Annotated in this window: 27 protein-coding genes and 3 pseudogenes; 10 read left to right on the plus strand and 20 right to left on the minus strand. The window is 62.4% G+C overall.

Annotated features, from left to right (window positions below; all coding sequences use genetic code 11):
• Positions 1-119: 119 nt before the first annotated feature.
• From ASE60_RS16805 to ASE60_RS16815, 5 genes and pseudogenes are all read right to left on the minus strand, one after another.
• The gene (locus ASE60_RS16805; RefSeq protein ID WP_244495650.1) at positions 120-992 is read right to left on the minus strand and encodes an amidohydrolase family protein; all 873 of its coding nucleotides are present in this window, start codon (positions 990-992) and stop codon (positions 120-122) included.
• A 1-nt stretch (position 993) separates the two neighbouring features.
• Positions 994-1,257: enolase C-terminal domain-like protein (locus tag ASE60_RS35720; protein ID WP_280137713.1), on the minus strand; the 264-nt coding region annotated here is incomplete at its 5' end.
• Between the two features lies 1 nt (position 1,258).
• A pseudogene (locus tag ASE60_RS35725) lies at positions 1,259-1,755 on the minus strand (mandelate racemase/muconate lactonizing enzyme family protein); the annotation flags it as partial.
• A gap of 1 nt (position 1,756) precedes the next feature.
• A pseudogene (locus ASE60_RS35730) lies at positions 1,757-2,329 on the minus strand (mandelate racemase/muconate lactonizing enzyme family protein); the annotation flags it as partial.
• Between the two features lie 19 nt (positions 2,330-2,348).
• Positions 2,349-3,213 (minus strand): annotated as a pseudogene (locus ASE60_RS16815) (dihydrodipicolinate synthase family protein).
• A 298-nt stretch (positions 3,214-3,511) separates the two neighbouring features.
• Between ASE60_RS16815 and ASE60_RS16820 the strand changes: the two are divergent.
• The gene (locus ASE60_RS16820) at positions 3,512-4,300 is read left to right on the plus strand and encodes an NAD(P)-dependent oxidoreductase (protein WP_057251694.1); all 789 of its coding nucleotides are present in this window, start codon (positions 3,512-3,514) and stop codon (positions 4,298-4,300) included.
• Between the two features lie 92 nt (positions 4,301-4,392).
• Positions 4,393-5,130: a FadR/GntR family transcriptional regulator gene (locus tag ASE60_RS16825; protein WP_057252089.1), complete on the plus strand. Its 738-nt coding sequence runs from the start codon at positions 4,393-4,395 to the stop codon at positions 5,128-5,130.
• Between the two features lie 23 nt (positions 5,131-5,153).
• On the opposite strand, the gene ASE60_RS16830 is transcribed toward ASE60_RS16825, so the two are convergent.
• From ASE60_RS16830 to pcaD, 5 genes are all read right to left on the minus strand, one after another.
• The gene (locus tag ASE60_RS16830; protein ID WP_057252090.1) at positions 5,154-6,209 is read right to left on the minus strand and encodes a 3-carboxy-cis,cis-muconate cycloisomerase; all 1,056 of its coding nucleotides are present in this window, start codon (positions 6,207-6,209) and stop codon (positions 5,154-5,156) included.
• Between the two features lie 90 nt (positions 6,210-6,299).
• Complete coding sequence (gene pcaG, locus ASE60_RS16835) at positions 6,300-6,914, minus strand: protocatechuate 3,4-dioxygenase subunit alpha (RefSeq protein ID WP_057251695.1); 615 nt, start codon at positions 6,912-6,914, stop codon at positions 6,300-6,302.
• Entirely contained in the window at positions 6,914-7,663 is a 750-nt protein-coding gene (pcaH, locus tag ASE60_RS16840; RefSeq protein WP_057251696.1) for a protocatechuate 3,4-dioxygenase subunit beta, read from the minus strand. Before pcaH ends, pcaG begins: the two co-directional genes overlap by 1 nt.
• A gap of 12 nt (positions 7,664-7,675) precedes the next feature.
• Positions 7,676-8,080, minus strand: coding sequence for a 4-carboxymuconolactone decarboxylase (gene pcaC, locus ASE60_RS16845; protein WP_057251697.1), 405 nt, complete (start codon positions 8,078-8,080; stop codon positions 7,676-7,678).
• Positions 8,073-8,885: a 3-oxoadipate enol-lactonase gene (gene pcaD / locus ASE60_RS16850; protein WP_057251698.1), complete on the minus strand. Its 813-nt coding sequence runs from the start codon at positions 8,883-8,885 to the stop codon at positions 8,073-8,075. The genes pcaC and pcaD overlap by 8 nt, the downstream gene beginning before the upstream one ends.
• A gap of 93 nt (positions 8,886-8,978) precedes the next feature.
• Between pcaD and pcaQ the strand changes: the two genes are divergently transcribed.
• Together pcaQ and ASE60_RS16860 are read left to right on the plus strand one after the other, a co-directional pair.
• Positions 8,979-9,905 (plus strand): pca operon transcription factor PcaQ, encoded by a 927-nt coding sequence (pcaQ, locus tag ASE60_RS16855; RefSeq protein WP_057252091.1) that lies wholly within the window; start codon positions 8,979-8,981, stop codon positions 9,903-9,905.
• A 79-nt stretch (positions 9,906-9,984) separates the two neighbouring features.
• Complete coding sequence (locus ASE60_RS16860) at positions 9,985-10,506, plus strand: GNAT family protein (protein ID WP_057251699.1); 522 nt, start codon at positions 9,985-9,987, stop codon at positions 10,504-10,506.
• Between the two features lie 15 nt (positions 10,507-10,521).
• Here the strand turns inward: ASE60_RS16860 and pobA are convergent, their stop codons facing one another.
• Positions 10,522-11,694: a 4-hydroxybenzoate 3-monooxygenase gene (gene pobA, locus ASE60_RS16865; protein WP_057251700.1), complete on the minus strand. Its 1,173-nt coding sequence runs from the start codon at positions 11,692-11,694 to the stop codon at positions 10,522-10,524.
• Positions 11,695-11,806: 112 nt separating this feature from the next.
• Here pobA and ASE60_RS16870 point away from each other — a divergent pair, with 112 nt between their 5' ends.
• Positions 11,807-12,694: a helix-turn-helix domain-containing protein gene (locus ASE60_RS16870; RefSeq protein ID WP_057251701.1), complete on the plus strand. Its 888-nt coding sequence runs from the start codon at positions 11,807-11,809 to the stop codon at positions 12,692-12,694.
• A 29-nt stretch (positions 12,695-12,723) separates the two neighbouring features.
• On the opposite strand, the gene vapC is transcribed toward ASE60_RS16870, so the two are convergent.
• Both vapC and vapB read right to left on the minus strand, forming a co-directional pair.
• Positions 12,724-13,131 (minus strand): tRNA(fMet)-specific endonuclease VapC, encoded by a 408-nt coding sequence (gene vapC, locus ASE60_RS16875; RefSeq protein ID WP_057251702.1) that lies wholly within the window; start codon positions 13,129-13,131, stop codon positions 12,724-12,726.
• Entirely contained in the window at positions 13,131-13,364 is a 234-nt protein-coding gene (gene vapB, locus ASE60_RS16880) for a type II toxin-antitoxin system VapB family antitoxin (RefSeq protein WP_057251703.1), read from the minus strand. Before vapB ends, vapC begins: the two co-directional genes overlap by 1 nt.
• A gap of 249 nt (positions 13,365-13,613) precedes the next feature.
• Here vapB and ASE60_RS16885 point away from each other — a divergent pair, with 249 nt between their 5' ends.
• Positions 13,614-15,062, plus strand: coding sequence for an NCS1 family nucleobase:cation symporter-1 (locus ASE60_RS16885; RefSeq protein ID WP_057251704.1), 1,449 nt, complete (start codon positions 13,614-13,616; stop codon positions 15,060-15,062).
• 49 nt (positions 15,063-15,111) lie between these two features.
• Here the strand turns inward: ASE60_RS16885 and ASE60_RS16890 are convergent, their stop codons facing one another.
• Together ASE60_RS16890 and ASE60_RS16895 are read right to left on the minus strand one after the other, a co-directional pair.
• Positions 15,112-16,053 (minus strand): sterol desaturase family protein, encoded by a 942-nt coding sequence (locus tag ASE60_RS16890; RefSeq protein WP_057251705.1) that lies wholly within the window; start codon positions 16,051-16,053, stop codon positions 15,112-15,114.
• Positions 16,053-16,364 (minus strand): hypothetical protein, encoded by a 312-nt coding sequence (locus ASE60_RS16895; protein WP_057251706.1) that lies wholly within the window; start codon positions 16,362-16,364, stop codon positions 16,053-16,055. The genes ASE60_RS16890 and ASE60_RS16895 overlap by 1 nt, the downstream gene beginning before the upstream one ends.
• Before the next feature lie 212 nt (positions 16,365-16,576).
• Here ASE60_RS16895 and ASE60_RS34645 point away from each other — a divergent pair, with 212 nt between their 5' ends.
• Positions 16,577-16,783 carry a hypothetical protein gene (locus tag ASE60_RS34645; protein WP_156414669.1) on the plus strand — a complete coding sequence of 69 codons (207 nt, stop codon included), beginning with the start codon at positions 16,577-16,579 and terminating at the stop codon, positions 16,781-16,783.
• A 20-nt stretch (positions 16,784-16,803) separates the two neighbouring features.
• Here the strand turns inward: ASE60_RS34645 and ASE60_RS16900 are convergent, their stop codons facing one another.
• Positions 16,804-17,466 (minus strand): sulfite oxidase-like oxidoreductase, encoded by a 663-nt coding sequence (locus tag ASE60_RS16900; RefSeq protein ID WP_057251707.1) that lies wholly within the window; start codon positions 17,464-17,466, stop codon positions 16,804-16,806.
• Between the two features lie 88 nt (positions 17,467-17,554).
• Positions 17,555-18,310: an IclR family transcriptional regulator gene (locus ASE60_RS16905; protein WP_057251708.1), complete on the minus strand. Its 756-nt coding sequence runs from the start codon at positions 18,308-18,310 to the stop codon at positions 17,555-17,557.
• A gap of 177 nt (positions 18,311-18,487) precedes the next feature.
• Here ASE60_RS16905 and ASE60_RS16910 point away from each other — a divergent pair, with 177 nt between their 5' ends.
• From ASE60_RS16910 to pcaF, 3 genes are read left to right on the plus strand one after another with little or no spacing between them, the layout of a single operon-like run.
• Positions 18,488-19,348, plus strand: coding sequence for a CoA transferase subunit A (locus ASE60_RS16910; protein ID WP_057251709.1), 861 nt, complete (start codon positions 18,488-18,490; stop codon positions 19,346-19,348).
• Between the two features lie 12 nt (positions 19,349-19,360).
• The gene (locus ASE60_RS16915; RefSeq protein ID WP_057251710.1) at positions 19,361-20,143 is read left to right on the plus strand and encodes a CoA-transferase subunit beta; all 783 of its coding nucleotides are present in this window, start codon (positions 19,361-19,363) and stop codon (positions 20,141-20,143) included.
• The gene (gene pcaF / locus ASE60_RS16920; protein ID WP_057251711.1) at positions 20,143-21,348 is read left to right on the plus strand and encodes a 3-oxoadipyl-CoA thiolase; all 1,206 of its coding nucleotides are present in this window, start codon (positions 20,143-20,145) and stop codon (positions 21,346-21,348) included. Before ASE60_RS16915 ends, pcaF begins: the two co-directional genes overlap by 1 nt.
• A gap of 45 nt (positions 21,349-21,393) precedes the next feature.
• On the opposite strand, the gene ASE60_RS16925 is transcribed toward pcaF, so the two are convergent.
• Genes ASE60_RS16925 through ASE60_RS16935 form a run of 3 tightly spaced genes read right to left on the minus strand, consistent with a single transcriptional unit; the run spans position 21,394 to position 23,424 of the window.
• Positions 21,394-22,119 (minus strand): amino acid ABC transporter ATP-binding protein, encoded by a 726-nt coding sequence (locus ASE60_RS16925; protein WP_057251712.1) that lies wholly within the window; start codon positions 22,117-22,119, stop codon positions 21,394-21,396.
• The gene (locus tag ASE60_RS16930) at positions 22,097-22,756 is read right to left on the minus strand and encodes an amino acid ABC transporter permease (protein ID WP_057251713.1); all 660 of its coding nucleotides are present in this window, start codon (positions 22,754-22,756) and stop codon (positions 22,097-22,099) included. Before ASE60_RS16930 ends, ASE60_RS16925 begins: the two co-directional genes overlap by 23 nt.
• Positions 22,753-23,424: an amino acid ABC transporter permease gene (locus ASE60_RS16935; RefSeq protein ID WP_057251714.1), complete on the minus strand. Its 672-nt coding sequence runs from the start codon at positions 23,422-23,424 to the stop codon at positions 22,753-22,755. The genes ASE60_RS16930 and ASE60_RS16935 overlap by 4 nt, the downstream gene beginning before the upstream one ends.
• Positions 23,425-23,439: the final 15 nt, after the last annotated feature.

Below are 23,439 nucleotides of genomic sequence, written 5' to 3' on the forward strand. Positions count from 1 at the left end.
TCCTCTAATCGTGCTTCGGCCTCTCCCAAGGCCGAGTTGCTGCCCGTCCGGGCCGGCATGCGAAATCTCATGTCCTTGGGCCCGACAGGGAGCCTCCCGGCTCCGGCCGCGGGTCGAAGTCACGCCGCCGCGAAGGCCGGCAGCTTGAACAGGTGTTCCGGGTTCTCAACGAGGGCCAGATGCTTTGCCCGGTCGTTGGCAAGCCAGCCGAGGACCAGTTCGGCGAGCCGCGCGTCATTGGGATAGTCTTCCGTTTTCCGGATCATGTTGTGCGGCCAGTTCGAGCCCCAGATGATACGTTCCGGGGCATGGTCCGCGATCCTGCGCGAAAAGGCGGCCACGTCTGCATAGGGCCATCCCGCTCGCGAACTCTCGTAGGCGCCCGCGAACTTGAACCAGACATTGCCCCTGTCGATCAGTTTGAGAAGTGCTGCAATCTCCGGCCCATCCGGGTCGACGCCGGCGAAGAATTTGCCGTGGTGATCGAGCACCCAGCGCGAACGGATGCGCTCCAGCCGCGGCAGGTGGTCAAGTATCCTGTTGCCATCGAACTGCACGGCGATCATCCAATCCGCCGCGTGTGCCCGTGCGTCGATCGCTTCCAGCGCGTCGAGCCCCACCGCGCCACCGGGCAGATCCATGATGCGTGCGCCGACGGCGCCGGATGCGCTCAGCCCGTGCATGTCCGCATCGGACGTGGTTTCGTCGATGACGACGACGGCACGTGCTGCATCCCTCATGGCGGCGACACAGGCAAGCGTGTTGGCGTTGTCCCGCTGGTGGGCATTGCCCTGGGTGATGATCACCCTGTCGATACCGAGCCAATCCATGACCCCGCGATAGGCCGTGACGTCTGGCAACGGTTCAGCCGGTAAAGGCGGACCGCCGGGAAGCGACGGAAACCCCGGCAGATACATGTGCATTTGGGCATCGACCGTGCCCTTCGGCAGACGGGGTTCAGGAGGACAGCCGGAGAGGGTGCGCTCGATCATCTCAAGCCTCGGGCATCTTGAACTGGGCGAGCGCACCGCGATCGATCTCGATGCCGAGACCGGGCGCGTCCGGGATGGCAACGACACCATTCACGGTTTCGATCGGSGTCTTCAGCACCGCCTGGCGGAAGGGATTCTCCGTCCGGTCGAACTCCATGATCGGCTCKATCGGGTTTACCCGCACCGGATCTGGCGTCATCGCCGCCATGAACTGTAGCGCAGCGGCAAGATGCACGCCGGTACCCCAGACATGCGGCACGATGCGNATCGGGTTTACCCGCACCGGATCTGGCGTCATCGCCGCCATGAACTGTAGCGCAGCGGCAAGATGCACGCCGGTACCCCAGACATGCGGCACGATGCGAACGCCATGCAACGTCGCAAGACTTGCAATCTTCGCCATCTCGGAGAACCCACCGCAGCCGCAGAGATCCGGCTGCAGGATGTCGACGGCGCGGCTCTCGATCGCTGGCCASATGCCGTAACGGGTGTGCCAGGTCTCGCCGCCGGCAACCGGGATGGGCTGCCCGGCWCKCACCTCGCGATAGGCCGAAAGCTGTTCCGGCACCACTGGCTCCTCGAACCAGTCGATATCGTAGTCCGCCGCCGCCTTGCCGAGGCGGATCGCCTCGGTGACGGTGTAGCCGTGATTGGCATCGATCATCAGCCGCATTTCATCGCCGATCGCTTCGCGCACGGCACGGATGACGCGCAGGTCTTCGTCGATGCTAAAGCCGATCTTGATCTTGCAGGCGTGAAACCCNCAGCCGCATTTCATCGCCGATCGCTTCGCGCACGGCACGGATGACGCGCAGGTCTTCGTCGATGCTAAAGCCGATCTTGATCTTGCAGGCGTGAAACCCTTGCGCTCGGTGTTCTGCCATCTCCATGGCATTGTCGGAGACGCGGTCGACGCCGTCGCGCTTGAAGCTGCCGGTCGCATAGGCGCGCACGCTCTCGCGCCAGCGGCCGCCGAGCAGCATGGAGACCGAGGCACCGTAATGTTTGCCCTTGATGTCCCAGAGCGCAATGTCGATGCCGGAGAGAGCCGTGATCGCCAGACCGCGCTGCCCCTGATCGCGCAGCGCATTGTAGAGGATCGCCCAGAGTTTTTCGGTCTGGCGCGGGTCCTGGCCGATAAGCCAGGGGGAATAGGTCGCGACCACGGCCGCATTGGGTCTCGCCGGCCCTAGGCATTCGCCCCAGCCGACCGTCCCGTCGTCGCATTCGATCTCGACCAGCACATGGGCGCGACGGTCGAAGCGCGCAGAGGCGCTTTCAAAGGGCACGGCCAGCCGGTGCTCGAGGAGATGCGTGCGGACGGCAACGATCTTCATGACTCTCCTCCCTCCCCCGTCACGCTTTGCGCTTGTGGGTGCCGATGAGCGCGTCGAGCATGGCGACTTCCTTATCCGTGAGGTCCGTAAGCGGGCTGCGCACCGGGCCGGCATCAAACCCCTGCAGGCGCACGCCCGCCTTGATTGCCGAAACCGCGTAGCCCTTGCCGCGGTTGCGGATGGCCATGAAGGGATAGAAGAAATCCTTGAGGATACGCTCGCAGGTGGCGCGGTCACCGCGGCGAAGGGCCGCATAGAACTCGTTGGCAAGCCCCGGCACGAAGTTGAAGACGGCCGAGGAATAGGTGGTGAAACCAGCGCCGAGATAGGCCTCGGCAAACAGTTCGGCGGTCGGCATGCCGCCGAGATACATCAGCCGGTCGCCCATCTTGGCGGTGACCTGGCGCACGAGGCCGATATCACCGGTGCCATCCTTGAAGCCGATCAGCGGAGTTATCGCGGTTATAGACCATGACGCCGATGCCGACCGACTGGCAGATCTTCTTCACATGGGCGTAGAGCCCTTCCTGCGGCGCATCGATCAGGTAGTGCGGCAGAAGCAGAATACCGTCCGCACCGACCCGCTCGACCGACCGGGCAATATCGACCGCCATCTCCGTGCCATAACCGCAGCCGGATACGATCGCCGTATCGCCGGCAACCTCCTTGGCGGCGGCGACGATGCCGGGAATTTCATCGGGCTTCAGCGAGAAGAATTCGCCGGTGCCACCTGCCGCGAACAACACCGGCGCCTTATAGCCGGCCAGCCACTCGACATGCGCCCGGTAGCTTTCCGGCGCGAAACGACCCTCGGCATCGAAATGCGTAACCGGGAAGGAAAGGAGGCCTGAACCAAGAGCGGCCTTGATCTGCTCGGGTGTCATTTCGCGCGGTTCCTCCCTAATACTCGACGCGCCCTAATAAGCAAGTCATCACACACATGTCAATATGTCATAATACAAGTTATCATATGACCTTCGGAATTCAATGCCCCCGCGCCTTTGGTACCGAATCTCGTTTCATCTTGCCACGCAGCACAAACCCCAGCGAGCTGCGTATTCAAACGCACCAAGCTCTCCATTCGAGTTGCAGAGAACATGTATTATATGTTAGCCGGTATTGTATGATGTGATTGACTGATGGTCGACGGGACCCTACCCGCCGACATGAAGGAGATGGGCGATGGAACGACTTCTGATCACCGGCGCAGCAGGCCAATTGGGCCGCGTCATGCGCAAAAAGCTCGCCCCGATGGCAAAGGTGATCCGACTTTCCGACCGTTCGCCGCTCGACCCACCCGGCGAGAACGAAGAATGCGTTCAGTGCGACCTCGCCGATGCCGCCGCTGTCCATGACCTTGTTGCCGGCTGCGATGCAATCCTGCATCTCGGAGGCATATCCGTCGAACGGACCTTTTCCGAAATCCTCGACGGCAACATTCTCGGCCTCTACAACCTCTACGAAGCTGCACGCGCCAACGACAAGCCGCGTATCCTGTTCGCCAGCACCAACCACACGATCGGCTACTATCCGCAAAACGAGCGGCTCGGCCCGAATGCCCCCTACCGGCCGGACGGGCTCTACGGTGTGTCGAAGTGCTTCGGCGAAGCACTTGCCCGCATGTACTTCGAGAAGTTCGGCCAAGAGACGGCGCTGGTCCGCATAGGCTCGTGCCTGCCGGAGCCCATCAACTACCGCATGCTCTCCACCTGGCTTTCGCATGACGACTTCGCATCCCTGATCGAAGCCGTATTCCGCGTCCCGGTTCTCGGCTGCCCGGTCGTCTGGGGCGCGTCTGCCAACGACGCCGGCTGGTGGGACAATTCGCACATTGGATGGCTCGGCTGGCGACCGAAGGACAATGCCGAAGTCTTCCGCGATAAGATTGCCGCAAGCAGCCCGAAGCCGGACCCGGGCGATTCGCTCGTGCGGTATCAGGGCGGCGCCTTCGTCGATGATCCGATCTTTTAGAAGTAGGCCCTACGCCTTGCCAATGGATTGCGCCCTTGATCGGCAATGGCGTATCCAGAAACTCACACCAAGTCCCAGAAACGGCCATGCCCATGAGCAACGTCACCGCCCCCGACAACACAACGCCACAAGGCAAGACGCTGGTGGCCAGGGTGACCGACGCACTTGGCGGACAGATCGCCGGCGGACACTATAAGCCGGGCGATCGCCTGCCATCGGAGGCGCAGCTTACCCAGGAGTTCGGCGTCAGCCGCACGGTCGTGCGCGAAGCGATCGCGGCCCTACGCTCCGGCGGGCTGGTCGAAGCGAGACACGGTATCGGCGTTTTCGTGCTGGAACCCACGCCAGTGGCTCCGCTGCCTTTCCATGGTGTCGATCTCGCGCGCGTCTCTTCGCTGATCGAAATGCTGGAACTCAGGACCGCCGTCGAAGGTGATGCCGCTGCCCTTGCCGCCCTGCGCCGCTCGCCGGCACAGGAAGAAAAGATCGTCGAAGCCTTCGACAGCTTCTGTGCAAGTGCTGCCGAGGGCCGCCCCACGGCGGAAGCCGACTTCAATTTCCACCTGGCGATCGCCCAGGCGACCAACAATCCGCGGTTCTGCGAGTTCCTGCAGATGCTGGGCACCGCGCTCATTCCCCGCCGCGCGGTTTCCGAAAGCGGCGAGGAAACCGTGCTGGCGGCGGCGGAACTGTCGCGATTAATCTCGGAACACGAGGCCATTCTCATCGCGATCCAGGATGGCGACGAGGAACAGGCACGCAGCGCCATGCGCCAGCACCTCAAGAACAGCCAGGTGCGCTATCGCTCGATGTTGCGTGCGGCCCGCTGAAGAACCGCGCGGCTGCCGCGGGCTCAGTCGCGGCCAAGCCGGCGTATGTTGCTCGCAAGCTCGGCCGCCAGGCGAAGTGCGGCCGCCGTCGCGCCGGCCATCTGCGGCATGATCAGCCATTCGAGCGTCCAGGCGGCACCGGAGCGCTCCTGCTCGTGTACCAGCGCGTGGTGCATGCCGGAGAGCTGGGTTGCGTTGAACCGCGCCAAGGACACCAGAACCTCCGCCGCGACAGGGTTCTGCTTGTGCGCCATCGCCGAGGAACCACCGCCGCCGGCAAGCTCGATCTCATCGCCTTGCTGCGCCATCAGCGCGACATCCTGACCGAATTTGCCGAGGCTGCCGGTCACCAGCGACAGCGCGCTGGCAAAATCCGCGACCTCCGAGCGCTGGCTGTGCCATTGCGGAAAATCGGCAAGGCCGAGCTCTTCGGCGAGCGTGGCGCGCACTTCGTCGGCTCGATCGTCAAGTTTATCGAGCGTGCCCGCGGCGCCGCCGAACTGCACGGCGAACAGATCACGGTCCATCGCCTCCAGCCGATCCATATGATCGAGCAGCGGCTCGATCCAGCTGCGCAACCGGTCGGAGACGGTGATCGGGATTGCCGCCTGCATGCGGGTACGCCCCATCAGCGCGCGATCCCCCCATTCGCTGTCGCATTCTTCGAGCACCGAGACGACATTGCCGAGGCGCACGGCGAAAAGCTCGGCGACCGCCTTCATCCGCAACATCAGGCTGGTGTCGATCACATCCTGGCTGGTGGCACCGTAATGTACGTATTCCGCCGCCTCGCCACCGACGGCCGCCCGCAATTGCCGGACGAGTTCCGGCACGACCACGCCATCCACGCCCATGGCGCGCTTCAGTGCGATGACATCGGGCGAAAAGGCGCGGCAGGCTTCGGTGATCCGATCGGCAGCGCTCGGCGGGATGATGCCGTGCACGGCTTCCGCCCGCGCAAGCGCCGCCTCGAAGGCGAGCATCGCATGAATATCGGCGGAGGCCGAAAACTCGGCGGCAACCGCCTCATCACCCAGAAGCCCGGAGAGATAAGGATGGTCGAAGGCGGAATAGGTCATGGTTTCCCCGTTTCTTCTTGCCGAACGAAATGCCACCTGCTGCATGGGGGCATCAATCATCGCCCCCATGTCCAGGCGTGACATTCCTGTTCAGATGTCGAGGAAGACCGTTTCCTTCTCACCCTGCAGGTGAATGTCGAAAATATAATTAGGCGCGGCTCCCGTCGCGACAAGCGTCGCGACGCGATGACGATGTTCAATCCGCGCAAGCAGCGGATCGACGGCGTTGGCTTCCGCCTCGTCCGGAAAGTACATGCGCGTCTGCAGGCCGACATTGATGCCACGCGCCACGATCCAGAAGCTGATATGTGGCGCCATCTGCCGGTCACTACTGTAAGGTACAACCCCGGGCTTCACCGTTTCGAACGTGAAGACACCATCCTCGGCACCGGTCGCACAACGCCCCCAACCGGAGAAGTTCGCGTCGGCGGAGCCACGAATTTCGGTCGGCGAATTGTAGAGGCCGGCAGCATCCGCCTGCCAGATCTCGACGAGCGCGTCCCTGAGCGGCGCGCCGGCGCCGTCGATCACGCGGCCAGTAATGGTAATGCGCTGCCCTTTCGTCTGCTCATTCACCATGTGCGATCCGAGGTCGGCTTGATAAACGCCGCCGATCCCGCAGAAGTTTGGCGTCAGTCCGATGTGCACGTAAGGGCCGGCCGTCTGCGACGGCGTTTCCTTGAGGTAGTTCAGCTGCTGCACCATCAGTTGCCCTCCAGCCGGTTCTCGAACAGGGTCGAGCGGCGACCGCGCAGTACGATGTCGAATTTGTAGGCGCGCGCATCAAATGGGATCGTGTTTGCCCAGTCGAGCGGCGCGATCAGTTGCTCGATCGCCTGGCGATCCGGGATCGTGTTGACGATCGGACACTTCCAGATCATCGGATCACCCTCGAAGTACATCTGGGTGATCAGGCGCTGTGCAAATCCGTGGCCGAAGACCGAGAAATGGATGTGGGCTGGCCGCCAGTCGTTGACGCCGTTCGGCCAGGGATAGGGGCCGGGCTTGATCGTGCGGAAAGCATAGAACCCCTCGTCGTCAGTGATCGTGCGGCCGCAACCGCCGAAATTCGGGTCGAGCGGCGCGAGGTAGCTTTCCTTCTTATGGCGGTAGCGGCCGCCGGCATTGGCCTGCCAGAATTCGAGCAGCGCGCCCGGCACGGCGCGGCCGCGCTCGTCGAGCACCCGACCGTGCACGATGATGCGCTCGCCAATGGCGCTTTCGCCTGCCCGCGCGAAATTGTGGATCAGGTCGTTGTCGAGTTCGCCGATGACAGAATGGCCGAAGACAGGGCCGGTGATTTCCGAGATCGTGCCGTCGAGCGACAACAATGCCTTCTGTGGTGAGCGCAGCACCGAGGTCTTGTAGCCCGGCGTCAGCGCCGGCGCATGCCATTGCCGGTCGCGGGGGAAAAAGGCACCCGTCTCCGGCTTTCCGTTCGTTCTGTCGGTCATCATCTTCCCCCGTCAGGCAGCCTTGCCGGCATCGATCTCGGCAAAGACCTGCTTGGCGATCTTGATCGCGTGATTGGCCGCCGGCACGCCGGCATAGATCGCCACATGCAGCAGCGCCTCGCAGATATCGTCGCGGCTGGCGCCCGTGTTGACGGTCGCGCGCACATGCATGGCCACCTCGTCATCCTGACCAAGGGCTGCGAGCAGCGCGATCGTCACAATCGAACGCTCCCGCTTCGTCCAGGTCGGCCGCGACCAGACGTGGCCCCAAGCGGCCTCAGTGATCAGATCCTGAAACGGGCGATCGAAATCGGTGGAAGCCGACTGGGTCCGGTCCACATGATTGTCGCCCAGAACGGCCCGGCGCGTGGCCATGCCCTGGCGATAACGGTCCGAGGGCGTGAAGGCGTCACTCATGCGGCTTGTCTCCATGCATTGCGATTTCGAAGAAGGCGCGAAGCACCGCGGTCAAAGCCTCCGGGTTTTCGACGCAAGGAATGTGGCCGGCGTCGCGGATGACTTCGTAGCGCGCGCCGGGAATGAGACGAGCGGTCGCAAGCACGACATCGGGCGGCGTCGAACCGTCCTGGTCGCCGACGACGCAGAGTGTCGGCACCGCGATGCGGGCAGCCGCCTCGGTATAGTCGGCATCGCGGATGGCGGCGCAGGTGGCGACGTAGCCGGTTACCGGCTGGCGCACCAGCATGTTGCGATAGCCGGCATAGGCGGTGTTTTCCGGCCGGCGGAAGGCCGGCGTGAACCAGCGCTCAAGCACGCCGTCGGCGATCCCCTCAATGCCATGTTCCTCGATGGCCGCGATACGTGCCGCCCACATCTCGGTGGTGCCGATCTTGTGCGCCGTGTCGCAAAGAACCAGCGCACGCACGAGATCGGGCCGCCGCTGATAGAGCGACTGCGCGATCAACCCACCGACCGATAGGCCGCAGACGATCGCCTGCTTGACGGAGAGCATGTCGAGCAGACCGGCCAGGTCGTTGGCGTGATCCTCGATCGCGTAAGGGATCGGCCCGATATCGGAAAGGCCATGGCCGCGCTTGTCATAGAGGACGATGGCATAGTCGCCGGCGAGCCGGACGACGACGTCGCGCCAGATGCGAAAATCCGTGCCGAGCGAATTGGCAAAAACCAGCACCGGCCGGTCGCCGGTCGCGCCGATCACCTGATAGTGGATCGTGATGTCGTTGATGCGGGCAAACTGCACGGGCTCTGTCCTCCATCACCAAATTGGATATTTAATCTGGTTAGGTAAAATGATATTTCATGGCATTTCATTAACTTGAGGGTTATGAATTCCATGGTCGACGCCCGGGTTAAGTTTCGCCATCTGCAGACTTTTGTCGAGGTCTCCCGGCAGAAGAGCGTGATGAAGGCGGCGGAGCTGCTGCATGTCAGCCAGCCGGCCGTGACCAAGACGATCCGCGAGCTGGAAGAGGTACTTGGCGTCGCGGTTTTCGAGCGCGATGGGCGCGGTATCAAGATAACACGTTACGGCGAGGTCTTCCTGCGCCACGCCGGCGCAGCGCTGACGGCGCTGCGGCAAGGGCTCGATTCCGTGTCGCAGGAACGCGCCGGCGACGGTGTACCGGTGCGGGTCGGAGCGCTGCCGACAGTGTCGACCCGGATCATGCCGCACGCCATGACGCTTTTCCTCCAGGAGGATACCGGCGCGCGCATCAAGATCGTCACCGGCGAAAACGCTGTCCTTCTCGAACAGCTGCGCGTCGGCGATCTCGATCTGGTCGTCGGGCGGCTTGCGGCACCGGAGAAGATGGCCGGCTTCTCCTTCGAGCACCTCTATTCCGAACAGGTTGTCTTTGCCGTCCGGGCCGGCCATCCGCTGCTTGCGGGCTCGCATTCCACGTTTGCGCGGCTCGCAGATTTCCCTGTACTGATGCCGACGCGCGCCTCGATTATCCGCCCCTTCGTCGAGCGTTTCCTGATCACCAACGGCATCGCCAGCCTGCCGAACCAGATCGAAACCGTGTCCGATGCCTTCGGCCGCGCCTTCGTCCGGGCGAGCGACGCGATCTGGATCATCTCCGCCGGCGTCGTCGCCAGCGACGTCGACGACGGAACGATCGCGATCCTGCCGATCGACACCAGCGAGACGAGGGGGCCCGTCGGCCTTACCATGCGCGCCGACGCGGCACCGTCACTGGCTCTCTCGATCCTGATGCAGACCATTCGCGAGGCAGCGACCATCGTCGCCACCAAACTCTGAGGGCGCATGCCGGGAATTCGCGGCTTTACAAGCCCCGGCCAGCGACCGAGATTGCGGGTTCCGACAGACTGGTGATCCCATGCCAACCGCTCCCCTCCTCGTTGAAGCCTTTTCCCAAAAGCACATTCCCGAAATGCTCGACTGGTTTTCGAACCTCGAAGCGCTAGTGCAATGGGGCGGCCCCGGCCTCTCGTTTCCACTGGAGGCCGCACAGCTCGAGGCGATGCTCGCAGAGACAACGGCTATCGAGCCCGCGCGCTCCATGTTCGCCGGCCTGGTCGACGGCAAGTTCGCCGGCCATGCGCAGGTGGCGCTCGATTGGCAGAACGGGGTCGGCCGCCTCAGCCGGGTTGCCATTAATCCGCGCATGCGCGGCCGCGGCCTCGCCCGGCCGTTTCTCCGTGAGGTGACCGAGCGCTTCTTCGCCGATCCCGCTTTCGAGCGGCTGGAGCTCAACGTCTACACCTTCAACGAGGCGGCGATCCGCACCTACCGCAGCCTCGGCTTTCGCGAGGAAGGTGTGCGCCGGTCGTCGGCCAAGGTCGGTGACGTCAGATGGGACACGGCGATCTACGGCCTGCTCCGGAATGAATGGAACTGACCGCGCGGCGAAGCGTCAGAACGGCAGCCCGACATAGTTCTCCGCCAGCGCCGTCTCGGCGGCGACCGAATGGGTCAGGTAGTCGAGTTCGGCCTCCTGGATGCGCTGGTCGAAATCGCCGGTATCCGGGAAACGATGCAGCATCGTCGTCATCCACCAGGAGAAACGCACCGCCTTCCAGACACGCGCGAGCGCCCGTGCCGAATAGGCATCGACGCCGGCATTCGAGCGATCCTGATAGTGTTCAAGCAGTCCCTCGAAGAGATAGTGCACGTCGCTGGCGGCAAGATTCAGCCCTTTCGCCCCGGTTGGCGGCACGATGTGGGCGGCATCGCCGACCAGGAAAAGCCGGCCGAAGCGCATCGGCTCGGCGACGAAGGATCGGAGCGGCGCGATCGACTTCTCGAAGGACGGTCCGGTCACCATCGCCTCGGCATGATGCTGCGGCAGCCGCCGGCGCAGCTCGTCCCAGAAGCGCTCGTCGGACCAGTCCTCGATCTTTTCGTTCAGCGAGCATTGAATGTAGTAGCGGCTGCGCGTCTGAGAGCGCATCGAGCACAGTGCGAAACCACGCGGATGGTTGGCGTAGATGAGTTCGTGATCGACCGGCGGCACGTCGGCGAGGATGCCGAGCCAGCCGAAAGGATAGACCTTTTCGAAGGTGTGCAGGGCCGTTTCGGGAACTGACTTGCGGCTGACACCGTGAAAGCCGTCGCAGCCGGCGATGAAGTCGCAATCGATACGCCGGGTCGCACCATCCTTCTCAAAGGTGACGTAGGGTTGATGGCTGTCGAAATCATGCGGTTCGACATTGGCAGCTTCATAGATCGTCGTCGCCCCGGAGTGCTCGCGATGCTCCATCAGATCGCGCGTCAGTTCCGTCTGGCCATAGACCATGACGCGCTTGCCGCCGGTCAGATGCAACAGATCGATGCGGTGGTCGCGGCCGTCGAAGGCAAGCGAGAAACCGTCATGCGGCAGCCCCTCCTTGTGCATCCGCGCGCCGGCCCTGGCGCGATCCATCAATCCGACCGTGCCTTCCTCAAGCACGCCGGCGCGCACGCGGCCAAGGATGTAATCCTGGCTGACGCGGTCGAGAATGACGTTGTCGATGCTGGCTTCCGTCAGCAATTGCCCAAGCAAGAGCCCTGATGGGCCTGACCCGATGATGACGACCTTGGTTCGCATGCTCTCCTCCAGAATTGTCTTTTGACAAAATCTGCGCCGAGCGGGCTTCGCTCTCAATGGACAAATCCGCCATGAAATTGCACAAATCGAACATGACTTCAGGGAACGTGATATGAAGAAGACGGTTCCGACCTATGAGCTTTACGGCGAACGGACCGGCGAACGGCCGGATTTCTGGCTGCATTGCGAGACTATTCCGTCACGAAGCAGCCTCTACCACTGGGAGATCGGGCTGCACCGCCACGAAAGCTTCTTTCAGATCTTGTACATTGCCGGCGGCTCCGGCGACGCGGTCTTTGGCAACGCGGTGCACACGATCGAGCCGCCTATGGTTATCACCGTTCCGCCAGCCCTCAGCCACGGCTTCCGCTTCTCGCGCGACATCGACGGCTTCGTCTTCACCATCCTGGCGTCGCATCTGAAGACAACTCCCGGGGAACGCAGTCGTCTCGGCTCCTTTCTTGCGACCCCGCATCTGACCCGGCTCGATGGCCGCGAGGATGCGGCCTATGTCGCAGCAACCCTCACGCGTCTGGCCGGGGAATGGGAAACCAACCGCAGCAATCGCACCGACCTGCTGGATGCCTACCTTACCTCCGTGCTGACGCTGGCGGCACGTCTCGACGAGGCAAGCGACAGCCGAGACGATACAGCCGATAGCGAAAACGAACAGCGGGTCCAGCGCTTCCAGGCTCTTTTGCAGCAGCACCACCGCTCGCATCGGCCGGCCGCCGCCTATGCCCGCGAACTCGGCCTGTCGCTGACGCATCTGAACCGGATAACGCGTATCATCATGGGGCTCAGCGCCCACGAGATGATCTCGCGAAAGCTCATCGGCGAAGCGAGGCGCGAACTCGTTTTCACCAGGGCCAGCGTGCAGGAAATCAGCTTCCGCCTCGGCTTTGCCGATCCCGCCTACTTCTCCCGCTTCTTCCTGCGCCAGACGGGCATGACACCGCGCGCCTGGCGCATGGCTGAGCGGGAAAGGCTCGGCGCATAGAAGCACCGCCGACGCAATAGACGCTGGGATTAAGGAGCGGTCGTCCAATCCTCGACCCGGAGACCGGGCACACGATCGAATTCCCGCCTGTTGTTTGTCACCAGTATCAGGCCCTGCGATCGCGCGTGACCGGCAATCAATTGATCGTAAGGGCCTATCGGCGTCCCACTGCGCGCGAGTTCGGCGCGCAACTGGCCTGTATGGGTCGCTGCTGCCTGATCGTAGTTGAGGACCTCAAGACGCGCAGAAAAGCCTTCTATGACGGAAAGGTTGCGCTCGGGCATGGCGGATCTTTCCGCGCCATAGATCAACTCCATGAGACTGATCGAGCTGATGCACAGTTGGCCGTGGTGCCTGTTGAACGCCTCGCGAACCTGCTGTGGCCGGTTCTTCACCGTAAAAATACAGATATTGGTGTCGAGCATATATTTCAGCATCAGAGAGCCTCGCGCTCCTGTGGCGCCGGCTGCTCTCTCTCTGTCATGAAATCGGTCGTTACGGACTCGCCATCGAACCAACTGTCCCAGGCTTCGCCTGCGGGCGCAATGATCCGCGTTCGCCCCACCGCGACGATATCGACGCGTTTGACATCCTCTGGAAGCGCGACGGCCTTCGGCAGCCGGATCGCCTGACTACGATTGCTGAGGAAAACAGCGCCTTGCTCCGACATCTCTATCTCCGGGATATGCTTTACGTATATCCAAGATGGTATCGGTTGCGGGATATGTCAACGGGATATACAAAATCACTCGCAGCGATAGCGTCTTCATCGACGTTGGCAGGGGCCGCGTGGCCCACCGCTGGTCGCCATAGGCCCGCTCGCCTTCCCACGGTCAAAAAGATTTTTGCAACGACTCAAAACAGGAGCAGAATCAATACTCGGGTCCGAGGGGGACCCGGAGGATATACGGAGGAAGACATGGCAGTACGCGATCCGTCGCCCTCGTTGTATAACGAGGATCTGGCACCGGCCGAGGAACGCCGGTGGGGCGCTTTCAGCATCTTCAATGTGTGGACATCCGACGTGCATAGCCTGTGGGGCTATTACCTCGCAGCAAGCCTGTTTCTGCTCTGCGGCAGCTTCGTGAACTTCGTCATCGCGATCGGCATCGGATCGCTGGTGATCTTCTTCCTGATGAGCCTCGTCGGAAATGCGGGCGTGCGCACCGGCGTGCCCTTCCCCGTGCTCGCGCGCGCCTCCTTCGGCACGTTCGGCGCCAACGTCCCGGCACTCGTACGCGCGGTCGTCGCCTGCTTCTGGTACGGCGCACAGACGGCCGCCGCGTCCGGCGCAATCGTCGCCCTTCTCATCCGCAACGAAGGCATGCTGGTCTTCCACCAGAACAGCCACATGCTCGGCCATTCGACGCTTGAGGTCATCTGCTACGTCGTCGTCTGGTCGCTGCAGCTGCTGATCATCCAGCGCGGCATGGAGACCGTTCGCAAATTCCAGGACTGGGCAGGCCCTGCGGTCTGGGTCATGATGCTGATCCTCGCCGTCTATCTCGTCGTCAAATCGGGAACCTTCTCCTTCGGCTCGGAAATCCCGCGCGACGTCCTCATCGAGAAGACCAAGGACGCGGGCGTTCCCTGGGAACCAGGCACCTTCCCGGCACTCGCGGCGGTCGCTGCCACCTGGATCACCTATTTCGCCGCGCTCTACCTGAACTTCTGCGACTTCTCGCGCTACGCGACGGATGTCAAGACGCTGCGCAAGGGCAATCTCTGGGGCCTGCCGATCAACCTGCTCGCCTTCTGCCTGGTCGCCGGCGTGACGACGACGGCGGCCTTTGCCGTCTATGGCGAAGTGCTGCTGCATCCGGACCAGATTTCGGCGAAGTTCGACAGCTGGTTCCTGGCTCTGCTCGCAGCGCTCACCTTTGCGGTCGCGACCCTCGGCATCAACGTCGTGGCAAACTTCGTGTCCCCGGCCTTTGACTTCGCCAATGTCTTCCCGCGGCAGATCAACTTCAAACGCGGCGGCTACATCGCCGCCCTGATTGCCCTCATCCTTTATCCCTTCGCGCCGTGGGAAACGGGTGCGGCACATTTCGTCAACTTCATCGGCTCGACGATGGGGCCGATCTTCGGGGTGATGATGGTTGATTATTATCTCATCCGCAGGGGCCAGCTCGATGTCGAGGCGCTTTACCACGAGAATGGCGAATTCCGCTTCCAGGGCGGCTGGCACGGCAGCGCCTTCATCGCCTTTGCGATTGGGGCGATGTTTTCGTCGATCCTGCCGACGTTCACGAACATCCTGCCGGCCTGGTGGGGGACCTACGGCTGGTTTTTCGGCGTCGCGATCGGTGGGGCAATCTACTACGTCTTAAGGATCGGCGCACGCAAACCGGCCTTTGCCTCCTAGTCGTTCAATGCCGTACCCGGTCGGATGATCGGGTACGGCATCCTCGCCATCACGAGCCTCGGCTTGGGCGGCCGAGAATTTGGCGGACACCTTCTTTGGTGAAGGGCTGAGCCAGTTGCTTTAGAAATCCCGGTGCGATCTGTCCCTTGATGCCGATATCAATCGAGGATGGACGGTTGGGGTTGTAGTAGGTCCTGAAGATCAAATCCCAGATCACGACGTTCTCGCCGTAGTTCATGTTGCCTTCGCGAAGGTCTTTCGAATGATGCCAGCGATGAAGGCGCGGCGTGCTGAAGACGAGATCGAAAATGCCGGTGCGCATATCGACGTTGCAATGGGTGAGGATGCCCATGAAGGCCGTAACGGCCCCAAGCCACCAGAAAACGTGGAGCGGCGCACCGAGGCAATAGAGCGGGATCTGGCTCATCGCGAGCTTGAAGAGCGAATCGGCAACGTGGAAGCGGCCGGTATTGATGACCCAGAGCCGGACGACACTGTGGTGCAGCGCGTGGAACCGCCAGAAGAACAGTTTTTCATGGGCAATGCGGTGCGCCCAGTAGAGTCCCAGTTCGGCTGTCACCACTGCCAACGCCACCTGAACCACCATTGGCCAATCCGAGGGCCACAATCCAAACTTCAGCGCGGCAAGCGGCTGCAGAATGTTGGCGGCGTACATGGGGAAGACGGCGGCGATCAACCCGGCCAGTTGCAGCAACCCCTTCGTCGCCAGCGTATGCCCGATGTCGTTTACCGTCTCGCCATCCGACAACAACCAGCGTCGCTCGTAGGGGATGTAGCGTTCGAGAAGGAACAGGACAAAGACCGCGGCGGCATAGACCGTCGCGAAGGCGATCATCGGGTGGGTGCTTGCGAAGGCAAAATAAGAACCCAACAGTCCAGAGAAGAACACCAAAGGCCAGGACAGATATCGCAGTATTCGCTTTAGCAGATACCTGGCCTTCGAAAGGGCGCAGCTGCGCTCTGAAATCATCAATTACGCTCCATCCATTCCAGCAACTCGCGGCATGTGCGCGGGCGGCCATCGCTGACGCGCCCGTCCGAACATGCATCCAGGCTAAGGTCCGGATCCGGCCAATCGCCCCACCTCGTGCCGCCGTACATGCGCCTGATCTCGGCACAAGTGCGCGGCTTTCCGTCACTTAGCCGACCATCACGACAGGGATCGTACAGGTGCTGTGCTGTGCGTTGCGGATCGTCAGCAATCCACAGCCCTTTGTCGTCGGCATGCCCCGAACCCGCGCCGAACAGCATCATCCACATCGGCAAGACGACCAACCGCATCGACAACCGTCCTTGTTTGAAAACGTTATTGCCGAACTTTGGGGGGAGCGGATTACACGAGCATTGCGGGAAGCCGCAGGATGCAACCTGACACGTCCCGAAGCAATTCATCGACTGACGGCAGATGCCCGGGGCTCGGAGCACGCGCGCGCCCTGCTGGCGTTCTGGATCAAGCAGCGGCTCGTCGTCCTTCGCGAGATGACCCGGCTTGCGTGGCGATACATGATCGAAACACAGGGCGAGGCAGCGCTGTCGCCCCTGATGCCCTTCGTGCTGGAGCGCGCCTTACCCCAACCATCGACACCATTGCCGACACGCTCGGCCAATATGAGGACGGACCGTCCTTTCAGGCGGCGATCGACCTCGTCTGGCGCTACCAGCTGGCAGGACTGAAGTCGCTCATGGCTCCCAAGCATTGAGGTAAGGGTGGGCCAGGCTCTCAGTCGTCCGAATAGCGCTCCTCGCGCCACGGGTCGCCACGCATGTGATAGCCATTCTTCTCCCAGAACCCAGCGGCATCACCCGCGCGAAAATCAATCCGCGTCAGCCACTTGGCGCTCTTCCACAGATAGAGATGCGGAACAACGAGCCGCATCGGTCCGCCATGGGTGCGGCTGATCGGCTGCCCCTCCCAGTCCGTCGCCAGGATCGCGTCCTCGGAGGCGAAGTCTTCAAGCGGCAGGTTGGCAGTGTAACCGTCATAGCTCGTCAGCATGACGTGGCTGGCCTCGGGCTTCGGCATCACATGATCCAGCAGGTCGCGGGTCGCGACACCCTGCCAGCGGTTGTCATAGCGCGACCAGGTGGTGACGCAGTGCATGTCAGAAAGCCTGTCGCTTTGTGGCAGCGCCTTGAAGGCCGCCCATCCGAGCGACAAGGAATGCTCGACAAGGCCGGTAACATCGAGCCGCCAGCTTTCCGTCCGAATGATCGGCTGCTGGCCGAGGTCGAGCACCGGCCAATCCTTGACCAGGTGCTGGCCGGGCGGCAGGCGTTCGTCTTCCGGCCGGGCGATCCGTCCGGTCAGGAACTTGCCGTCTGCGGCCCAGCGTCGCTTCGTCGTCGTGAGTTTGGTTTCCGGCGGATGCGTGTCGTCGGTCATGAATCTTTACTCCCGGCCCGAATTCACTCGCCAAGCGGAAATAAGAAGGGCGCCGCTGCAGAACGTCAAGCGCAGGAGCGCGAAGTTGCTATCTTAGGACCAAGCGCAACGCGGCTTGCGTTTCCTTGAGCAGCGGCAGGTAACGCTCCGCCATCTCCGCTGCGGCCACATGCGCGGCCGGCGCACCGATGTTCAGCGCCGCAACGATCCGGCCGCGGTCGTTCTCGAGCGGAACGGCGATGGAGCAGAGACCAAGTTCCAGTTCCTGATCGATGAGGGCATAGCCCTGATCGCGCACCCGACGAAGCTCGGCGATCAAATCGTCAGGATCGGTTTTCGTATGGGGCGTGTTCGCCTTCAGGTTCGAACGCGCCAGGATCTCGCGCGCCTCGTGCTCCGGCAGTGCCGCCAGCCACACCCGCCCCATCGACGCGCAATAGGCCGGTAGACGCGAACCAGTCGTCAGGTTGATCGACATCACCCGCTTTTGCGAGGCCCGGGCAATATAGACGATTTCGGTACCATCAAGCACTGAGGCCGACGCGCTCTGCCCGGCGCGATCCGAAAGCTGGTCGAGGTAGGGCTGTATGATTGTCGGCAGCGGCGTCGCCGAGAGATAGGCATGGCCCAATCTCAGGATCTTTGGCGTCAGCGCGAAGAACTTGCCGTCGTAGTCGGCATAGCCGAGCTCGGAGAGCGTCAGAAGCGACCGTCTGACGGTCGCCCGGTCAAGGCCCGTGATCTTCGACGCCTCGGCGATCGACAGCTTCGGACGGGTCTCGTCGAAGGCTTCGATCACCGTCAGCCCTCGCGCAAAGCCGCTGACGAAATCCGTTTCTCGCATCTGACATCCCTCGATCTATCCGCCGGCATTTTGTGCGATATACGAACAAAAGTCAAATATCGCACAAAATATTTGACGGTTCGGTTCGATCGGCGCTTATTGGCATGCGGAAGAGAGCAAGCCGCCCCGCCGCCCGACAGGCCGCAGGCGCACCAAACAGCAGCGAAGAGAGGAAACATGGCGAAGATCGTTTCGCTCGCAGAGGCCGTCGGCGACAATGTCAGGGATGGCGACACCGTCGCCATGGAAGGCTTCACCCACCTGATCCCCTATGCCGCGGGCCATGAGGTGATCCGCCAGGGCCGCAAGGATCTCTATCTCGTGCGCATGACGCCTGACATTCTCTACGACCAATTGATTGGCGTCGGTGCTGCGCGTGGCATGAAGTTCTCCTGGGGCGGCAATCCGGGCGTCGGCTCGCTACACCGCTTCCGTGATGCTGTCGAAAACCAGTGGCCGCGTCCGCTGGAGATCGAGGAACATTCCCATGCGGCCATGGCCAACGCCTATGAGGCGGGTGCTGCCAACCTGCCCTTCGCGACGCTGCGCGGCTACATCGGCGCCGACCTGCCGAAAGTGAACCCCAACATCAAGTCGGTCACCTGCCCCTTCACCGGCGAGGTGCTCGCCGCCGTGCCGGCGATCCGCCCTGATGTGACGATCATTCACGCCCAGCGCGCCGACAGGAAGGGCAACGTGCTGATCGAAGGCATCGTCGGCGTGCAGAAGGAAGCCGTTCTCGCGGCCAAGCGCTCGATCGTCACGGTCGAGGAGATCGTCGACGAACTCAACCCGCCATCTCCCAACTCCCTCGTGCTCCCGGGCTGGGCGGTTACATCAGTTGCCCAAGTCCCGGGCGGCGCCTTCCCATCCTATGCGCACGGCTACTACCCGCGTTCCAACGCCTTCTACATCGGCTGGGACGAGATCGCCCGCGACCGCGACAGCTTCACCGCATGGATCAAGGAAAACGTGCTCGACGCCAAGCCGGAAGACTTCGCCAAGCATGCCGGCACCAAGCCGGCAAGAGCGGCCTAAAGGGAGGATAGAATGAGCGACTTCACCCCCACCGAAATGATGACCATCGCTGCCGCGCGGGCGCTCTCCAATGACGATGTCTGCTTTGTCGGCATCGGCGCGCCTTCTGCCGCCTGCAACGTCGCGCGGCTGACGCATGCGCCGGATATCACCTTGATCTACGAGAGCGGTACGGTCGGAACCAAGCCGGACGTGCTGCCGCTTTCGATCGGCGACGGCGAACTCTGTGACACGGCACTTTTCACTGTCTCGGTGCCTGAGATGTTCCGCTACTGGCTGCAGGGCGGCCGCATCACCACCGGCTTCCTCGGCGGCGCCCAGATCGACAGGTTCGCCAACCTCAATACCACGGTCGTCGGCCCCTATGACCATCCGAAGGTGCGGCTGCCCGGCGGCGGCGGCGCTCCGGAGATCGCTTCCAATTGCGGCCGCATCTTCATCACCATGGCACTGTCGAAGCGCGGCTTCGTCGAGAAGCTGCCGTTCATCACCTCCATGGGCCATGGCGAGGGCGGCGATCAGCGCGAGCGGCTGGGCATGAAGACCAAGGGACCGACCCGCGTCATCACCGATCTTTGCATCCTGGAACCGGATCCAGAGACGAAAGAACTGACGGTCGTTTCGATCCACCCGGGCGTGACCCGCGAGCAGATCGTCGAGAACTGCGGCTGGGCGATCAAGTTCGCCGCGCATGTGATCGAGACGCCAGAGCCGACGGAACTGGAATTGACAACCCTTCGCGACATCAATGCCCGCACCAAGAAGGCGCATCAGGGCGACAAGGAGGCTGCGTAATGGCCGAGGCATTCATCTGCGACTACATCCGCACCCCGATCGGCCGCTTCGGCGGTTCACTCTCCTCGGTGCGAGCCGACGACCTCGGCGCGATCCCACTCAAGGCACTCCTCGAACGCAACACCGATGTCGACTGGGACGCGGTCGATGACGTGATCTTTGGCTGCGCCAACCAGGCGGGCGAGGACAACCGCAACGTCGCGCGCATGTCGTTGCTGCTCGCCGGCCTGCCGGTCGGCGTGTCCGGCACGACGATCAACCGGCTCTGCGGTTCCGGTATGGATGCGGTGATCGCTGCAGCGCGGGCGATCAAGTCGGGCGAAGCCGAGTTGATGATCGCCGGCGGCGTCGAGAGCATGTCGCGCGCACCCTTCGTCATGCCGAAGGCGGATACCGCCTTCTCGCGCAACGCCGAGATCTACGACACGACGATCGGCTGGCGTTTCGTCAACCCGCTCATGAAGAAGCAGTACGGCGTCGACTCCATGCCCGAGACCGGCGAGAACGTCGCGGCGGATTTTCACGTTAGCCGCGAAGACCAGGACGCCTTTGCCGTCCGCAGCCAGGCGAAGGCTGCTGCCGCTCAAGGCAATGGCCGGCTGGCAAAGGAGATCGTCTCGGTGACGATCCCGCAGCGCAAGGGCGAGCCTGTCGTCGTCGACCGCGACGAACACCCGCGCGCAACGACGATGGAGGCGCTCGCCAAGCTTGGCACGCCTTTCAAGAAGGAAGGCGGTACGGTGACGGCCGGCAATGCCTCCGGCGTCAACGATGGCGCGACCGCCCTGATCATCGCGTCGGAAGCAGCAGTTAAGAAATATGGGCTGCGGCCGATCGCTCGCATTCTGGGCGGCGCGACCGCTGGCGTACCGCCGCGCATCATGGGCATGGGCCCGGCCCCCGCATCGAAGAAGCTGATGGCGCGCCTCGGCCTCAAGCAGTCGCAGTTCGACGTCATCGAACTCAACGAAGCCTTCGCGTCGCAGGGCCTTGCCGTGCTGCGCGACCTCGGCATCGCCGACGACGATGCGCGCGTCAACCGCAACGGCGGCGCCATCGCACTCGGCCATCCGCTCGGCATGTCCGGCGCGCGCATCACCGGCACGGCGGCCTTGGAGCTGCACGAAACCGGCGGGCGCTATTCGCTGTCCACCATGTGCATTGGCGTCGGCCAGGGGATCGCGGTGGCATTGGAGCGCGTCTAGCCGCCGCGCCAAGCTGCGACGCGGGACCCCGGTTGGCTCGGCCTCTCAATGAAGGCCGAGAAACTGTTTCAGTTCCGGTGTCTGCGGACGGGCGAAAACCTCTTCCGGCGGCCCGACTTCGTGGACACGGCCCTGATGCATGAACACGACCCGCGAGCAGACGTCGCGTGCGAATTTCATCTCATGCGTCACCATTAGCAGCGTCATGCCCTCGGCGGCAAGTTCGCGCACAACCGCCAGGACTTCCGAGACCAGCTCCGGGTCCAGCGCCGAGGTGATCTCGTCACAAAGCAGCGCGATCGGCTGCATGGCAAGCGCGCGTGCAATTGCCACGCGCTGCTGCTGCCCGCCTGAAAGCTCGTCGGGATAGGCGTCGAACTTGTGTGCGAGGCCGACGCGCTCCAGCATCTTGCGGGCGATCGCCTCCGCCTCTGGCTTCGGCGTCTTTTTCACGACCGTCTGCGACAGCATAACGTTGCCACCGACCGTCTGATGAGGAAAAAGATTGAACTGTTGAAAGATCATTCCGACCTTCAACCGCAGCGCCTTCAGATGCACCTCGTCGTCCAGGAGCTGCGCACCCGCAACTGAAATCGAGCCTCTGTTGATCGTCTCAAGGCCATTGATACAGCGAAGCAGCGTCGATTTACCCGAACCGCTCTTGCCAATGATGGCAATGACTTCGCCTGACGCGACATCAAGATTGATGCCTTTCAACACTTCCGTCGCGCCATAACTCTTGCGGACTTCAGTGATTTCGATGAGCGACATTGAGCTTCCTTTCGAGGATCTGGCTGCTCTTCGACAGGGGCCAGCAGAGCGCGAAATAGATGAGGGCCACGAGGCCGTAGACGGTGAAGGGCTGGAAGGTGGCGTTGGTGACGACAGTGCCGGCCTTCGACAGTTCGACAAAGCCGATGATCGAGGTCAGCGCGGTACCCTTTATGACCTGCACCGAAAAGCCGACGGTCGGCGGAACGGCGACTTTCATCGCCTGCGGCAGGATGACGTAACGCATCTGTTGCAGCCAGCCCATGCCGAGGCTGGCGGAGGCCTCCCATTGCCCCTTGGCGACCGCCTCGACACAACCGCGCCAGATTTCGCCCAGGAAGGCCGCGGTCCAGAGGACCAGCGCCAATCCTGCAGCAAGCCAGGCCGGTACGTCGATGCCAAATAGGCCGAGCCCGAAGAAGGCGATGAAGAGCTGCATCAGGAGCGGCGTGCCCTGAAACAGCTCAATGTAATATTTGGCGAGCGATCGCAGCGATTTGCGTTTGCTGATGCGCAGGAAAAGCAAAGCGAGCCCGACGATGCCACCGCCCAGGAAAGAGACGAGCGAAAGGACGACCGTCCAGCGAGTTGCGAGCAGCAGGTTGCGCAATATATCCCAAAGGGTGAACTCGATCATCGCGCGGTCCTCCGTGGGAAAATGAACCCGCCGATGATCGCCAGCGCTTGGCGAAGCAAGATCGCCAACGCGAGGTAGATGATCGTGGAAACGATGTAAGCCTCGAATGCGCGGAAAGTTCTCGACTGGATGAAGTTGGCGGCGAAGGTCAGGTCTTCGGCAGCGATCTGCGACACGACGGCGGAGCCGAGCATGACGATGACCACTTGGGATGACAGGGCGGGCCAGATGCGCTGAAGCGACGGCACCAGAATGACATGTCGAAAGGTCTCGAAGCGAGTCATGGCGAGACTGGCGCCAGCTTCAAACTGGCCCCTTGGCGTCGCCTGAATGCCGGCTCGAATAATCTCGCAACTATAGGCCCCGAGATTGACGATCATGGCGATATTGGCGGCTTGCAATTCGCTGAGCTGCAGGCCCAACGATGGGAGGCCGAAGAAGACGAAGAAAAGCTGGATCAGGAATGGCGTGTTGCGGATCAGCTCGACATAGGCTGCGACCACCGGCTTTAGCCAGGCCGGACCAAGCGCCCTCACCCAGGCGCAGCAGATTCCGAGCGAAATACCGGCGACTGCGCCAACCGCGATCAGTTCAGCGGTGATGCCTATCCCTTTGCCAATCTGAGGATAATATTCGAGCAGCCAGCCAAATTCGAAATGGTAATTCAAGATGCACCCCTGGTT

The sequence above is a fragment of the Ensifer sp. Root278 genome (assembly GCF_001429285.1).
GTDB lineage: Bacteria > Pseudomonadota > Alphaproteobacteria > Rhizobiales > Rhizobiaceae > Ensifer.

Bases quoted from the DNA above. Each gene is read 5' to 3' on its own strand.
- ASE60_RS16885 (WP_057251704.1), top strand. From the start codon at position 13,614: ATGGCAGTACGCGATCCGTCGCCCTCGTTGTATAACGAGGATCTGGCA.
- ASE60_RS16805 (WP_244495650.1), bottom strand. From the start codon at position 992: ATGATCGAGCGCACCCTCTCCGGCTGTCCTCCTGAACCCCGTCTGCCG.
- pcaC (WP_057251697.1), bottom strand. From the start codon at position 8,080: ATGAGTGACGCCTTCACGCCCTCGGACCGTTATCGCCAGGGCATGGCC.
- ASE60_RS16915 (WP_057251710.1), top strand. From the start codon at position 19,361: ATGAGCGACTTCACCCCCACCGAAATGATGACCATCGCTGCCGCGCGG.
- ASE60_RS16905 (WP_057251708.1), bottom strand. From the start codon at position 18,310: ATGCGAGAAACGGATTTCGTCAGCGGCTTTGCGCGAGGGCTGACGGTG.
- ASE60_RS16870 (WP_057251701.1), top strand. From the start codon at position 11,807: ATGAAGAAGACGGTTCCGACCTATGAGCTTTACGGCGAACGGACCGGC.
- pcaG (WP_057251695.1), bottom strand. From the start codon at position 6,914: ATGGTGCAGCAGCTGAACTACCTCAAGGAAACGCCGTCGCAGACGGCC.
- ASE60_RS16820 (WP_057251694.1), top strand. From the start codon at position 3,512: ATGGAACGACTTCTGATCACCGGCGCAGCAGGCCAATTGGGCCGCGTC.
- ASE60_RS16890 (WP_057251705.1), bottom strand. From the start codon at position 16,053: ATGATTTCAGAGCGCAGCTGCGCCCTTTCGAAGGCCAGGTATCTGCTA.
- pcaH (WP_057251696.1), bottom strand. From the start codon at position 7,663: ATGACCGACAGAACGAACGGAAAGCCGGAGACGGGTGCCTTTTTCCCC.
- ASE60_RS16930 (WP_057251713.1), bottom strand. From the start codon at position 22,756: ATGATCGAGTTCACCCTTTGGGATATATTGCGCAACCTGCTGCTCGCA.
- ASE60_RS16900 (WP_057251707.1), bottom strand. From the start codon at position 17,466: ATGACCGACGACACGCATCCGCCGGAAACCAAACTCACGACGACGAAG.
- ASE60_RS16895 (WP_057251706.1), bottom strand. From the start codon at position 16,364: ATGCGGTTGGTCGTCTTGCCGATGTGGATGATGCTGTTCGGCGCGGGT.
- ASE60_RS16825 (WP_057252089.1), top strand. From the start codon at position 4,393: ATGAGCAACGTCACCGCCCCCGACAACACAACGCCACAAGGCAAGACG.
- ASE60_RS16830 (WP_057252090.1), bottom strand. From the start codon at position 6,209: ATGACCTATTCCGCCTTCGACCATCCTTATCTCTCCGGGCTTCTGGGT.
- pcaF (WP_057251711.1), top strand. From the start codon at position 20,143: ATGGCCGAGGCATTCATCTGCGACTACATCCGCACCCCGATCGGCCGC.
- pcaQ (WP_057252091.1), top strand. From the start codon at position 8,979: ATGGTCGACGCCCGGGTTAAGTTTCGCCATCTGCAGACTTTTGTCGAG.
- ASE60_RS16860 (WP_057251699.1), top strand. From the start codon at position 9,985: ATGCCAACCGCTCCCCTCCTCGTTGAAGCCTTTTCCCAAAAGCACATT.
- vapC (WP_057251702.1), bottom strand. From the start codon at position 13,131: ATGCTGAAATATATGCTCGACACCAATATCTGTATTTTTACGGTGAAG.
- pobA (WP_057251700.1), bottom strand. From the start codon at position 11,694: ATGCGAACCAAGGTCGTCATCATCGGGTCAGGCCCATCAGGGCTCTTG.
- ASE60_RS16925 (WP_057251712.1), bottom strand. From the start codon at position 22,119: ATGTCGCTCATCGAAATCACTGAAGTCCGCAAGAGTTATGGCGCGACG.
- ASE60_RS16910 (WP_057251709.1), top strand. From the start codon at position 18,488: ATGGCGAAGATCGTTTCGCTCGCAGAGGCCGTCGGCGACAATGTCAGG.
- vapB (WP_057251703.1), bottom strand. From the start codon at position 13,364: ATGTCGGAGCAAGGCGCTGTTTTCCTCAGCAATCGTAGTCAGGCGATC.